This window comes from Tardiphaga sp. P4_G1, assembly GCF_056401215.1.
This window is the reverse complement of sequence record NZ_JBFUJU010000010.1, coordinates 131,413-144,183: the sequence shown is the minus strand read 5'-3', so window position 1 is coordinate 144,183 and position 12,771 is coordinate 131,413. Positions and strand designations below refer to the sequence as shown.

The window sequence follows — 12,771 nt, the reverse complement described above, 5'->3', positions numbered from 1 at the left end:
GACCCTGCGGCGTGACGCAGTCAGGTTCCGCGCCATCGCTCGCGGACCCGTCCTGCCTCATGTTCACCATCGCCTCGCTCTGGATCCCCTTCACTATCATCGCCTCGCTGGGGCAGGTGGCGCGCAATGCCATGCAGCGCTCGCTCACCGGCCCGCTCGGGACCTGGGGCGCCACCAACATCCGTTTTCTGTTCGGCTTCCCGTTTTCGATCGTCTTTTTCGTGGTGATCATCCTGGCGACGGGCGACAAGGTGCCGTGGCCATCAGCCGAATTCTGGCCGTGGCTGCTACTCGGTGCGCTGAGCCAGATCTTTGCCACAGGGCTCATGCTGGCAGCGATGAATGATCGCTCCTTTGTGGTCACCACGGCCTATCTCAAGACCGAGGCGATCCAGACCGCGATTTTCGGTTTCGTCTTTCTCGGCGATCATCTGACGGTGCTGAAGGTCGCGGCGATCCTGATTGCGACCATCGGAGTCGTCGTCACGGCGCTGCGGCCCGGTGCTACGCGCAACATCGCCAGCATCCGGCCGACCGTCCTCGGGCTGGTCGCGGCGGCGGCTTTTGCGCTGTCGGCCGTCGGCTTTCGCGGCGCCATCATCACGGTGCCCGGTGTCAGTTTCGTCACGGCGGCGTCCTATGCGCTGGTCTGGGCACTATTCGTGCAGACCTTGATCCTGACCATCTGTCTGCTGGCCCGTGCCCCCAAGGTGTTGAGCGACATCCTCGGCCTATGGAAGCCATCGATGCTGGCCGGCTTCATGGGCGCAGCCGCCTCGCAATTCTGGTTCCTGGCCTTTGCACTTACGGCCGCCGCCAATGTGCGGACACTGGCGCTGGTCGAGGTGTTGTTCGCGCAGGCCGTCGCCTATTATTCGTTCAAACAGCCGTTGTCCGCTCGCGAATTGTCGGGGATCGCGCTGATTGTCGTCGGCGTGGCGATGCTGGTTGCGGTGTGACGGCGCAGTGCGCGTGATGTCTCTTTCGTGGGCGCGCCTGCTGCGATAGGACTGATCGCAGCCTTCCCCGTGCCGATCCCGAGACCAGATTGATGCGCATCCTGTCCCTGCTCTTCCTGCTGCTTGTCGCCAACCCGGCCTCGGCGGTTGAAGCCATCGTCAAGGACGGCGACACGATCCAGATCGGCAATGTCGCCTACAAGCTTGCCGGCCTGGACGCGCCGGAGGTGGATCAGCCCTGTGTCGATGAACATGCCGACAACTGGGCCTGCGGCATCGAGGCAAGGGACCAGCTGGTGAAACTGATCGGCAAGCGCGAGGTTCGCTGCGAGGACCTTGGCGAGGACAAGATCTACAAGAACCGTCGCGCCGGTCTCTGCAGTGTCGTTGGCGAGACGAGTAGCCTCAATCAGGCGGTGATCCAATCGGGCTATGCGGTGAGCATCGAACCGTCGGACAAGGCAAGCGCCAAGACCAGCTTCAGGTCCGATGAGACGGCGGCCAAGGACAAGCGCCAGGGGCTGTGGCGCGGGTGCTTCGTGACGCCCGCGGAGTTCCGCGGCAAGGCGAGCGACAGCCCATTGCTCGGCTCGGCTTGTCGGAGCGACAAGGACAAGGAGCTGCGCGCGGCGCTATTTCCCACCGATCTCGCGATGCCGTCGGGCTGCAATATCCGGGCGAAACAGGTCCGCCGCGCCAAGTTTACCGGCCATGTTGGCGTCTATCTCATTCCCCAATGCCAGAATTACGCGACCCAGCCGAAGCCGGATCGCTGGTTCTGCAGCGAGGACGACGCCCGCGCCGCGGGTTACCGCAAGGCGCTCAACTGTCAGGCCCCCAGTCGCCGCAACTGAGCGATGAGCCGGTGGTGCTGGACGCCGCGGGCTGAACCACGTAGCAAATCAGGACGCCGAAATGAGCCGGGCGCGTGCGCCCAAAACCTGTTTAAGGGGCTTATTCCAGTATGCGAAATCCGGAGTGAAGCGCGTGGCCGAGAACACCAGTTCAGCATCGATCGAAGCCGTTGAGCGCAGCCTGGCCTCTGCCGGCTATATTGCCAGCCGGCAGATCGCCACCGCTGTCTATCTCGCCGAGAAAATCGAGAAACCGATCCTCGTCGAAGGCCCGGCCGGCGTCGGCAAGACCGAACTCGCCAAGGCGATCGCTGCGTCGCGCGGCCTCGAGATGATCCGCATGCAGTGCTACGAGGGCCTCGACGAGGCCAAGGCGCTGTACGAGTGGAAATATGCCAAACAGCTACTCTACACCCAGATCCTGAAGGACAAGCTCGGCGAAGTGCTGGGCGGGGCCGATACGCTCGCCAAGGCGCTCGACCAGTTGCACGATTTCGGCGACGTGTTCTTCTCCAAGGAGTTCGTCGAGCCGCGTCCGTTACTGCGCGCTCTGGAACAGCCGATGGGCTGCGTGCTTCTGATCGACGAGATCGACAAGTCCGACGCCGAATTCGAATCGCTGCTGCTCGAAATCCTGTCCGACTTCCAGGTCACGATCCCCGAGCTCGGCACCGTCGTAGCCATCGTACCGCCGACCGTGATCCTGACCTCGAACGGCGAACGTGATCTTGGCGACGCGTTGAAGCGCCGCTGTCTGCATCTGCATATCGGCTTCCCCGAACCGAAGCTCGAAGAGCGCATCGTCGAAACCCGCGTGCCCGGTGTTTCCGCGACACTGCGCAAGCAGCTTGTCGGTTTCGTCAATCAGGTCCGCACGCTGGACCTGAAGAAGCTGCCGTCGGTCAGCGAGACCATCGACTGGGCCAAGGTGCTGGTGCTGCTCGGCGCATCCGAACTCGGCCACGAGATGGTCAAGGATACGCTCAACGTGCTGCTGAAATATGAAGGCGATATCGAAGCGACACTGCCGCAGGTCTCGGGCTTCGTTGCCAAGGCCGACCGGCAGGGCGCGTTCGGTTAGCCATGCGCGATACGCTGCATCGGTTCTTTCGGGCGGCGCGCGGCGCCGGGGTGAGAATCTCGCCCGCCGAAAGTATCGATGCGATGCGCGCGGTCGCCGAGGTCGGTCCCTCCGATCGCGGCATCCTGCGCGATGCGCTGCTGCTGACCATGGCGAAGTCCGGCGAAGAGAAAGCGGCGCTTGCTGCCTGTTTCGATACGTTCTTCACCCATCCTGATTTCGACGCGCCGTCCGCGGCAAATGACGACGACGAGACTGGCGAGGGGGCAAGCGAGAGCGGGACCGACGCCGCGGCAGGTACCGCGTCGGCACAGGATTCGACCGAACTCGGTTCGCTCGCGCAGATGCTGCTGGCGCAGGACCGCGCCGCCATTGCCGCTGCGCTTTCAAACGCATCGAATGCCGCCGGCCTGACCGACATCCGTGTCTTCACCCAGCGGGGGCTGTTTGCTAGCCGGGTGCTCGAGCAGCTCGGGATCGCGCAACTGCGCGACGACATCGACGCGCTCACGATCCGTAATCCAGCAGATGCAGAACGGCTTGCAACGGCGCTCGGTAGTCTGCGCGAGACCGTCAGCGAGATGGTCGCGCAGGCGCTGCTGCTCTATGGCCGCGAGGAGAAAGAGGCGCTGCGCAATGAGATCCTGCGCAATGCGCCGATGGCGCGGCTGGAACAGCGGCAGATCGCGCAAATGCGCGTTCTGATCCGGCAGATCGCGCGGCGGCTGCGCGAACGCTTCAGCAAGCCGCGCAAACGGCAGCGCCGTGGCCATCTCGACGTCCGCCGCACCATCCGCCGCAATGCTGCTTGGGGCGGCGTGCCGTTCATGACGGCATGGAAGCGCCGTCATCGTGACAAACCGAAGATCGTCGCTATTTGCGATGTCTCGGGCTCGGTTGCGCAGGTCTCCGACTTCTTCCTGCTGCTGATCCACAGCCTGCATGAAGTTGTGTCCGATGTGCGCTCCTTCGCTTTTTCCGGCAACCTGATCGAAGTCAGCGAAGTCCTGGAGAAAAACAAACCTGAAGAGGCGATGAAGCAGATCATGTCGTCGGTTGGCTACGGCTCGTCCGACTATGGTCGCTCCTTCGTCGATTTCGAGAAGGGTTTCATGAGCGCGATCACGGCGCAGACCACGGTCATTGTGCTCGGCGATGCCCGCAGCAACAATCTCGATCCGCGCGCCGACATCTTGCGCCGCATCGGCGAGCGTTCGAAGCGGCTGGTCTGGCTCAATCCGGAAGGACGGATGGGCTGGGGCTTCGGCGATTCCGAAATGCCGCGCTATGCGACCTTCTGCAATGTCGTGCGCCAATGCGCGACGGCGCAGCAACTCGAGCGCGCCGTCGCGGATATCGTGGCGACCTATCAATAGCCGTCGTCATCAGCCGAAGGTGAAGGCATAGGCCCGCACGCCCGGATCGAGGAATTCGATTCCGAATGTACGGTCGGTGACGTCGCCAGCCTGCCGCACCAGCTGATACAGCTTCGCATCCGTCACGGTGCCATATCCCTCGGCATCGGTATCGGTGCCATGGCTGGCGCCGGGTGCTGCGCCATTGATGGTGACGCGGAAGCGCACCGGCTTGCCGTCCCGTGATGGGCCGAGAACCAGATGCAGGTCGCGGGCGTGGAAACGATAGGCGATACGGCCGGACGCCTCATCGAGCTGCGCATATTCGCGGCCGATGGTCCATGTGCCGCCCAGCGTCCAGCGGTTTAGCGGCAGCATGTCGATGCCGCGATAGAGGTTCGGCACGTCTTCACGTGCGCCGCCCGGTGAGGTGAAGCCGGTAGCCTGTCCATAGCCGAGATAGGTTTCCGACGACCGGAGTTGGACTTCGTCCGCCGCAACCTGCGTGCCTTCGGCTGTCACGGTTGCGGCGTTGTTGGTTGGCTCGTGGCCGGCCTCGGCGAGCAATTGCTGGATCAGCTTTTCTGACAGCGCGTAATTGCCTTCGCCGATCGCCTGATGACGAATGTGGCCATCGGCACCGACGAAGTAGAGGGCAGGCCAAGCATTGTTGCTGAAGGCGCGCCAGATCCGGAAGTCGTTGTCGATCGCGACGGGATAGCCGACGCCAAGCTTCGTTGTTGCAGTGCTGACATTGCCAACGTTCTTCTCGAAGGCGAATTCCGGCGTGTGCACGCCGATCACGACGAGGCCCTGATCGCGATACTTCTCGGCCCAGGCACGCACATGCGGCAGCACGCGCAGGCAGTTGATGCAGGAATAGGTCCAGAAATTCACCAGCACGACCTTGCCCTGCAGGTCTTCAGCCTTCAGCGGCGACGTGTTGAGCCATTGCCTGCTGCCCACGATCGATGCGAGCGGACCAGACAGTGACGCATGGGGTGTGGCATTGCCGATGGACGTTCCGGCCTGCGCGGATGGCGCGGGCTGCAGCGTGTCGATCAGCTTGCTTTCAAACGCCGTCGTCGACGGCAGAGATAGTTGCGTCAGCAGGCGCGTATCCAGTCCGGCCCAGATCGCGATAGCGCCGAGCACCACTGCGCCACCCAGCGCGCGACGCACGCCGTCGCTCCATGGCATCAGCTCGCGCGCTTTGGCGAGCAAGCGTCCGCCCAGTAGCATGCCGGCGGCGAGTGACGTTGCCGCACCAAGACCATAGGCGAGCAACAGCAACACGGTATCGATTCCCGGCCCGTGCAGTGCCGCGCCGGTGAGGATCAGGCCCAGCACCGGTCCGGCACAGGGTGCCCAGACGAGGCCCGTCGCTATGCCGAGTAGCAGCGAAGCGACCGGTGTGCGTTTGGCGTTTGTATCATTCTGGCCGGCCCAGCCGGACAGCTTCACACCGAGTAGCACCAGCGGCGCCATCAGCCGCGTGGCCAGAGTCGGCAACAGCAGTGCCAGGCCGAATAGCGTCATTGCGATGAGGGCGATGGTTCTACCATAGCGATTTGCCTCGATCGCCCAGTTGCCGGCGACAGAGGCGAGACTGGCGGCCACCGCGAAAGTCAGTGTGAGGCCGATCAGCAAGGGCAATCCGCTGCGGCGAAACGGCTGGTCCGCGCGGGCGAGAATGATCGGCAGGATCGGGAAGATGCAGGGCGATGCGATGGTGAGCAGGCCGGCTGCATAAGCGAGGATGAAGAGCGTCACGGTGATCTCCAAAAATACACGAGTGAAGCCGGCGACCATTCGGGGGAGCGCCGCGATCCGCGGACCGGTTGACGGTCCGCGGAAGAAGGTGAGGGTCAGATCAGGTTGATCGCGACATTGATGTTGCCGCGCGTTGCCTTCGAGTAAGGGCAGATCTGATGCGCGGCATCGACCACCTGGCGCGCGATGTCCGGCGCGAGGCCGGGCAGGCTGACATTGAGGCGAGCCTGCAGGAAGAAGTCGCCGCCGGTGGTGCCAAGGTCGACTTCGGTGTCGACGGCAACGTCGGCCGGCAGCTTGACCTTCAGATTGCCGGCGGCGCGCCCCATGGCGCCGATGAAGCAGGCGGACCAGCCGGCCGCGAACATTTGCTCGGGATTGGTGCCGGCGCCGGCCGAGCCGGGAGGCGACAGCTTGACCTCGAGCCGGCCGTCAGAGCTGCGCGAGGCGCCATCGCGGCCACCGGTGGTGTGGGTCTGGGCGGTATAGAGAACCTTTTCGATGGTGGTCGAGGTCATGGTCGTAGCTCCTATTTGTATCGTACGCGATGTAATCGAGCGCGATACAAATAACGGCTCCGATCCATCTGTCAACTCTTCCGATTTAATCGCATCCGATATATATGGATGCGATAGGTCACGTTCTCGTGTCCTGACGGGAGTGCGGACATGTCATCAAGCAAGCTAAAATCGGTCAAATCCGAGCAGGCCGGGCCGAAACTGTCGGATTTCCTTTGCTTTTCGATCTATTCAGCCAATCTGGCCTATGGCCGGGCCTACAAGCCGATCCTCGAAAAGCTCGGTCTGACTTACACCCAGTACATCGCCATCGTGGCGCTGTGGGAGGAGGACGGGCAGACCGTGGGCAGCCTCGGCGAAAAGCTGTTTCTGGAGTCCAACACGCTGACGCCGATCCTGAAGAAGCTCGAAGCGATGGGCTATCTGCGCCGGCAGCGCGATCCCGGGGATGAGCGGCAGGTGGTGATCAGCCTGACCGACGAAGGCCGGCGGCTGCGCGAGAAGGGGCTGACCATGAATCTCGTGAAGGCATCCGGTCTTGAGCCCGACGAATTCAAGAAAATGCAGCAGGGCGTTGCCACGCTGCGCGACAACCTGATCAAGGCTGCGCGCGAGAGCTGACCCGCGTATCGGCCATGCAGTGGCCGGCATGCGGGTGCATGCTGTGTCGTCCTCCTGTAACCTCGCGGCAGCAGATCAGTCCGAGAGGTTGGCGTGAGCGACATCGACAAAATTTTTACGCGGGCGAAATTCGCCGACGGCAGCCTCAACACGATTGCCGTCAGTGGCGGTCTGATCACCGAGATCATATCCGGCAGCGATCCAGCACCGACAACCGCAGAGACCGTCGATCTCGGCGGCACGCTTGTGATCCCGTCCTTCGTCGAAGGTCACATCCATCTCGACACCAGTTTATACGGCGACGTCTGGCGGCCGCATGTGCCCTATTCGAACGGCTTCAACGTGCAGGAGCGCGTCGCCATCCAGGCCGACAACATGGCCAAGGCCGCGCCGATGGCCGAGCGCGCGCGGAGCCAGCTTGAGCTTTGCCTCGGTCACGGCAGCACGCGCATGCGCAGCCATGTGATGGTCGATGGCTCGGTCGGCCTGACATCGCTGGAGACCATCCTCGCCGTGCGCGAGGCGCATCGCGACCTCATCGATATCCAGCTTGTCGCGTTCCCGCAAAGTGGCATCCTGCGCAGTCCGGGCACGCCGGATCTGCTCGATGCTGCTTTCGATCTCGGTGCGAACGTGATCGGCGGTCTCGATCCCGGTGGCTTCGACCGCGATGTCGAGAAACATCTCGATGTGGTGTTCGGCATCGCCGAGCGCCGCGGCGTTGATGTCGATATCCATCTGCACGATCCCTCGATGCTCGGCATTTTCGAGATAGAACAGATTTGCTCGCGCACGCAGGCGCTGGGCATGCAGGGCCACGTCGCCGTCAGCCACGCTTATTCGCTCGGCGATGTCGCTCCAGATGTCGTGCAGCGAACAGCCGAGTTGCTGGCAGCGAGCGGCGTCGCCATCATGACCAATGCGCCGGGTGCGCGGCCGTTTCCACCGGTGAAGCTGTTGCGCGCTGCCGGCGTCACGGTGTTCGGCGGCTGCGACAACATCCGCGACTCGTGGTGGCCCTATGGCGACGGCGACATGCTCGGCCGGGCCATGATGATCGGCTATCGCTCTGGCTTCAACACCGATGAAGATCTGATGCTGGCCTTCGACATCGTCACGGCCGGTGGTGCGAAAGCGCTGCGGCTGGAAGATCACGGCCTCCGCGTCGGCGCCAAGGCCGACTTCGTCGCCATCGATGCACCGCACGTGCCGCAGGTCGTGGTCGATCTGCCAAAGCGCCGCGCGGTCTACAAGAACGGCCGGCTGGTTGCGCGGGACGGCGAGATCGTCGCCCGAAAGGCTTGAATCATCGGCTGGACGCGTTACGACTGCGCCACACAAAGCTGGCATGCCACGAGTTCTGGAGACGACGAATGCTTGAAACACCGCGCGCGCGACGGGGCATGGTGACCTCGCCGCATCACTTGGCGTCGCAGGCCGGTCTCGATGTGCTCAAGGACGGCGGGACCGCTGTGGAAGCGGCGATCGCCGTAGCGGCGGCGCTCGCAGTGGTCTATCCGCACATGACCGGCATCGGCGGCGACGGCTTCTGGCTGATCGCCGAGCCCGGCAAGGCGCCGATCACGGTGGATGCCTGTGGCCGCGCTGGCGCAGCGGTGGACCTTGCTTACTATGCGTCGAAGGGCGCTTCAGCGATTCCGTTCCGCGGACCGCTCGCTGCCAACACCGTGGCTGGCACGGTGTCCGGCTGGCAGAAGGCGCTGGATGTTTCGAAGCATTGGCAGAAGCCGCTGTCGCGCGAACGCCTGCTCGACAGCGCAATCTATTATGCCGTGAACGGCATCGTCGTCACGCGCAGCCAATCCGAACTGACGTCTGAGAAATTCGCGGAGCTGAAAGACCAGCCGAATTTCGCCGGGACTTTCATGCCGAACGGGCAGGCGCCGGCCGAAGGCGATATTATGAAGCTGCCGGCGCTCGGTGCGACGCTGAAGCGTCTGGCCGTCGAGGGCTTCGAGAGTTTCTACAAGGGCAAGCTGGCCGAGACGATCGCCGCCGATCTCGCCAGGGTGGAGTCGCCAGTCACCGCTGTCGATCTGCAAAGCCATCAAGCCACTGAGCGCCCGCCGCTATCGACCACCGTACGCGGCGCGCAGCTGTTCAACATGGCGCCGCCGACGCAGGGTCTGTCGTCGCTGATGATCCTCGCGATGTTCGATCGGCTCGGCGTCACCCAGGCCGAAGGTTTCGATCACATCCACGGTCTGATCGAGGCCACCAAGCAGGCCTTCATCGTCCGCGACGAGCATGTCGGCGATCCCGATCACATGACGGTGGATCCTGCGGCTTTCCTCGACGACGCCAAGCTGGACGAACTGGCGCGCCATATCGATCGCAAGATTGCGCTGCCGTGGCCGCATGTGCGCAAGCCCGGCGATACCATCTGGCTCGGCGTCATCGACGAACAGGGCCGTTCGGTGTCGTTCATCCAGTCGGTCTATTTCGAGTTCGGCTCCGGCGTCGTGCTGCCGGAAACCGGGATCTGTTGGCAGAATCGTGGCGCCTCGTTCCGGCTTGCCGAGAGTGGCTGGAATGCGCTGAAACCGAACCGCAAGCCATTCCACACGCTTAATCCGGCGATGGCGATCTTCGATGACGGTCGCCGTATGGTCTATGGCAATATGGGCGGCGAAGGTCAGCCGCAGACGCAGTCGGCGGTGTTCTCACGCTACGGCATGTTCGGTATGCCGCTGCAGCAGGCCGTGACCGCGCCGCGCTGGCTGCTCGGCAAGACTTGGGGCGACGAGAGCGTCACGCTGAAGGTCGAGGATCGCTTCGATCCCGCATTGATTCAGCAGCTTCGGGATGCCGGTCACGTGGTCGAGGTGCTCGGCAGCTATACCGGCACCATGGGCCATGCCGGCGCCATCGTGCTGCACGTCAACGGCGTGCTCGAAGGCGCGACGGACCCGCGCTCGGATGGCGCTGTCGCCGCTTGGTGATCAGTTCGCCATCATCTTGCGTAGCTCGGTCTTGAGGATCTTGCCGTTAGCGTTGCGCGGCAGCGGCTCCTTCAGGAAGGTGATGGTGTCCGGCACCTTGTAATCGGACAGCCGCTCCGCACAGTATTTGCGGATGTCGGCCTCGTTGCCGCCATCGGGGCTATAGACGAAGGCGTGTACGCGTTCGCCCAGCACTGGATCCGGCTTGCCCACCACTGCGCTTTCGACGATGGCGGGATGATGTGACATCACGTTTTCGACCTCGGTGCAGTAGATCTTGAAGCCGGCGCGATTGATCATGTCCTTCTTGCGGTCGACCACATAGACATAGCCGTCCGCATCCATGCGGCCGATATCGCCGGAGCGCCAATAGCCGCCGACGAAGCCGGTGCGCGTCGCATCCGGGTTGTCCCAATAGCCCGGCACGACCATAGCGCCGGCAATCAGCAATTCGCCGTCCTGGCCGGCCGGCACCTCGTGGCCGTCATCATCAGCAACCACGATATGCGCGCCGGTTACCGGGCGTCCGACCGAATTGATCTTGCTGATGGGCGAGCCGGGCGGAAACATCGTCGCGGGTGAGGTGGTTTCGGTCGAGCCATAGGCATTGCAGAGATTGAGCTTCGGCAGCACCTGCGCAAGGCGCGTGATGGTCGCTTCCGGCATCGGCGCCCCGCCGAAGCCGGCGATGCGCCAGGCCGTGAGGTCGTGGGTCTCGAAGTCCGGCTGCAGCAGGCAGAGATTGTACATCGCGGGCACCATTAGTGTGTAGGTCATGCGCTCGCGTGCCGCGACAGCGAGAAACTCCGGTGCCTTGAAGGTCGGCAGGATCACCGTCGTTCCGGCGACATTGATGGTCGCAAGGATCAATGCCACAAGCCCGGTGACATGCGATGCTGGCACCGCCAGCATGGTGACGTCACCGTCGTGCAGGCCATAGCCATGCTGGAAGTTGAGCAGCGAATGGATGATGCTCGCATGGGTGAGCATCGCGCCTTTCGGGTTGCCAGTGGTGCCTGACGTATAGAGCAGAAAAGCGGTGTCTTCCTGATGGAGTTCGGGAAGCGCAGCGGCAGGCGCATCTTTCGTCAGCTCCGCAAACGATGGCGCACGGCCGCTGCCGACCACCCACTGATTACGCAAGTTCGCACGTGGTGCGGGCAGGTTGGCCTCGCAGTCGGCGTCATAGACGAGCGCTGAAGCCCCACACTGCTGCAACACATAGTCGATCTCGGGGGCGCGTTGCCGCGTATTGAGCGGGACGACGATCATGCCGGCGCGGACGGCGCCGAGCGCGCAGAAGATGAATTCCAGGCAGTTGCCGAGCAGCATCGCGATGCGTTCGCCCCTTTTGAAGCTGGAGGCGATCAGATTGCGAGCGATATTCTCCGCGACGCGGTCGAGCTCCGCATAGGTGACGCGTTTTTCGCCGAGCACCAGCGCAACACCATCAGGCTTCCGCGCGACTGCGGCGCGCAGCATGGCGTCGAGGGTCGGCGGGCGATCGGAGAAACAGGTGACGACGCGTTCGCCGTAGAGAACTTCATGGCGGGTGGCCGGCGTTGAGGTGTCCGGCGCGATCTGTCCTTGCATGTCCGTCCCAGACGTTTTTTGCGCGCCGCAATCGGCACGCCCCGCCATTTGGCTGGCGATGATGACGTCAGGTTAATCAGCCATGCTGCGAATGCCAACCCGCTTCGCTGCATGGCTCGTAACGCGGGAGATGTGCGTCCGACGCTAGCGCGCTTCCACAGTCACGTGCTGCAATTCATGCACGGCGGCGAGGCGCTGCCGCACCGTCTCTGTGCTGGCTCCGCCGGCAAAGCCGACGATCGCGGCATGCGCACCGGGGCCGACGCGCCACACGTGGAGGTCGAAGATGCGGGCGTCGCCGGGGCGCTCGACCTCATCGCGGATTTCCTGTTCGAGATGCGGATCTGACGTGTCGAGCAACACGGCCGCCGTGTCGCGCAGCAGATTCCACGCCCAGGCGGCGATGACGATGCCGCCGACGATGCCCATCACGGGATCGAGCCAAACCCAGTTCAGATAGCGGCCGGCTAGCAGCGCGGCGATGGCGAGCACCGAGGTCAGCGCATCGGCCAGCACATGCATGAAGGCGGAGCGCATGTTGTTGTCGTGATGATGCGCGCCGTGGTGATGGTCGTGGTCATGACCGTCGTGATGATGGCCGCCGCTCAGCAGAAACGCACTGGCGATATTCACGATCAAGCCGATGACGGCGATCACCGTGGCTTCGCCGAAGGCGACTGTGGACGGATTGAATAGCCGCTGCACGGATTCGACGGCGATGCCGATGGCGATGATCGCCAGCACCAACGCGGAGGCAAAGCCGGCGAGATCGCCGACCTTGCCCGTGCCGAAAGTAAAGCGGCGGTTATGCGCGTTGCGGCGCGCATAGGCATAAGCGCCCGCAGCAATGGCGAGCGCCACGGCATGTGTCGCCATGTGGAAGCCGTCAGCCAGCAGCGCCATCGAGTTGAAGACAGTGCCGGCAACGATCTCGCCGACCATCATCAGCGTCGTAAGGACGACCACCCACAGCGTGCGGCGGGTGTTCTCGTCATGATTGTCGCCAAGAAACATGTGCTCGTGGGACAGGTGGTCGATGTCGTGGGTGCGCATA

General features: G+C 63.4%; 11 protein-coding genes. 7 read left to right on the top strand and 4 right to left on the bottom strand.

From position 1 onward, the window contains the following. Positions 1-59 precede the first annotated feature (59 nt). The 4 genes from AC1DUY_RS23360 to AC1DUY_RS23345 all read left to right on the top strand — a co-directional run bounded on the left by AC1DUY_RS23360 (position 60) and on the right by AC1DUY_RS23345 (position 4,270). Positions 60-959 carry an EamA family transporter gene (locus AC1DUY_RS23360; protein ID WP_478117455.1) on the top strand — a complete coding sequence of 300 codons (900 nt, stop codon included), beginning with the start codon at positions 60-62 and terminating at the stop codon, positions 957-959. Between the two features lie 92 nt (positions 960-1,051). Further along, entirely contained in the window at positions 1,052-1,813 is a 762-nt protein-coding gene (locus AC1DUY_RS23355; RefSeq protein WP_478117453.1) for a thermonuclease family protein, read from the top strand. Between the two features lie 133 nt (positions 1,814-1,946). Next, a complete protein-coding gene (locus AC1DUY_RS23350) occupies positions 1,947-2,894 on the top strand; it encodes an AAA family ATPase (RefSeq protein ID WP_478117451.1) in 948 nt (315 codons plus the stop codon). A 2-nt stretch (positions 2,895-2,896) separates the two neighbouring features. Beyond that, entirely contained in the window at positions 2,897-4,270 is a 1,374-nt protein-coding gene (locus AC1DUY_RS23345) for a VWA domain-containing protein (protein WP_478117449.1), read from the top strand. Positions 4,271-4,279: 9 nt separating this feature from the next. On the opposite strand, the gene AC1DUY_RS23340 is transcribed toward AC1DUY_RS23345, so the two are convergent. Together AC1DUY_RS23340 and AC1DUY_RS23335 are read right to left on the bottom strand one after the other, a co-directional pair. After that, positions 4,280-6,022: a cytochrome c biogenesis protein DipZ gene (locus AC1DUY_RS23340; RefSeq protein WP_231078958.1), complete on the bottom strand. Its 1,743-nt coding sequence runs from the start codon at positions 6,020-6,022 to the stop codon at positions 4,280-4,282. Positions 6,023-6,117: 95 nt separating this feature from the next. Further along, the gene (locus AC1DUY_RS23335; protein ID WP_231078959.1) at positions 6,118-6,540 is read right to left on the bottom strand and encodes an organic hydroperoxide resistance protein; all 423 of its coding nucleotides are present in this window, start codon (positions 6,538-6,540) and stop codon (positions 6,118-6,120) included. Between the two features lie 150 nt (positions 6,541-6,690). On the opposite strand from AC1DUY_RS23335, the gene AC1DUY_RS23330 reads away from it, so the two are divergent. The 3 genes from AC1DUY_RS23330 (at position 6,691) to AC1DUY_RS23320 (ending at position 10,124) form a co-directional block, all read left to right on the top strand. Next, a complete protein-coding gene (locus AC1DUY_RS23330; protein WP_231078961.1) occupies positions 6,691-7,161 on the top strand; it encodes a MarR family winged helix-turn-helix transcriptional regulator in 471 nt (156 codons plus the stop codon). 93 nt (positions 7,162-7,254) lie between these two features. Next, positions 7,255-8,466, top strand: a complete 1,212-nt coding sequence (locus AC1DUY_RS23325) for an amidohydrolase family protein (protein WP_478117446.1) — start codon at positions 7,255-7,257, stop codon at positions 8,464-8,466. A gap of 68 nt (positions 8,467-8,534) precedes the next feature. After that, entirely contained in the window at positions 8,535-10,124 is a 1,590-nt protein-coding gene (locus tag AC1DUY_RS23320) for a gamma-glutamyltransferase family protein (protein WP_478117444.1), read from the top strand. On the opposite strand, the gene AC1DUY_RS23315 is transcribed toward AC1DUY_RS23320, so the two are convergent. Next, positions 10,125-11,717, bottom strand: coding sequence for a class I adenylate-forming enzyme family protein (locus tag AC1DUY_RS23315; RefSeq protein ID WP_478117442.1), 1,593 nt, complete (start codon positions 11,715-11,717; stop codon positions 10,125-10,127). Between the two features lie 144 nt (positions 11,718-11,861). Then, positions 11,862-12,770, bottom strand: a complete 909-nt coding sequence (gene dmeF, locus AC1DUY_RS23310; protein WP_478117440.1) for a CDF family Co(II)/Ni(II) efflux transporter DmeF — start codon at positions 12,768-12,770, stop codon at positions 11,862-11,864. Position 12,771: the final 1 nt, after the last annotated feature.

Coding starts and splice junctions, on each gene's coding strand:
- AC1DUY_RS23360 (WP_478117455.1), top strand. CDS start 60: ATGTTCACCATCGCCTCGCTCTGGATCCCCTTCACTATCATCGCCTCG.
- AC1DUY_RS23355 (WP_478117453.1), top strand. CDS start 1,052: ATGCGCATCCTGTCCCTGCTCTTCCTGCTGCTTGTCGCCAACCCGGCC.
- AC1DUY_RS23345 (WP_478117449.1), top strand. CDS start 2,897: ATGCGCGATACGCTGCATCGGTTCTTTCGGGCGGCGCGCGGCGCCGGG.
- AC1DUY_RS23335 (WP_231078959.1), bottom strand. CDS start 6,540: ATGACCTCGACCACCATCGAAAAGGTTCTCTATACCGCCCAGACCCAC.
- AC1DUY_RS23330 (WP_231078961.1), top strand. CDS start 6,691: ATGTCATCAAGCAAGCTAAAATCGGTCAAATCCGAGCAGGCCGGGCCG.
- AC1DUY_RS23320 (WP_478117444.1), top strand. CDS start 8,535: ATGCTTGAAACACCGCGCGCGCGACGGGGCATGGTGACCTCGCCGCAT.
- AC1DUY_RS23315 (WP_478117442.1), bottom strand. CDS start 11,717: ATGCAAGGACAGATCGCGCCGGACACCTCAACGCCGGCCACCCGCCAT.
- dmeF (WP_478117440.1), bottom strand. CDS start 12,770: ATGCGCACCCACGACATCGACCACCTGTCCCACGAGCACATGTTTCTT.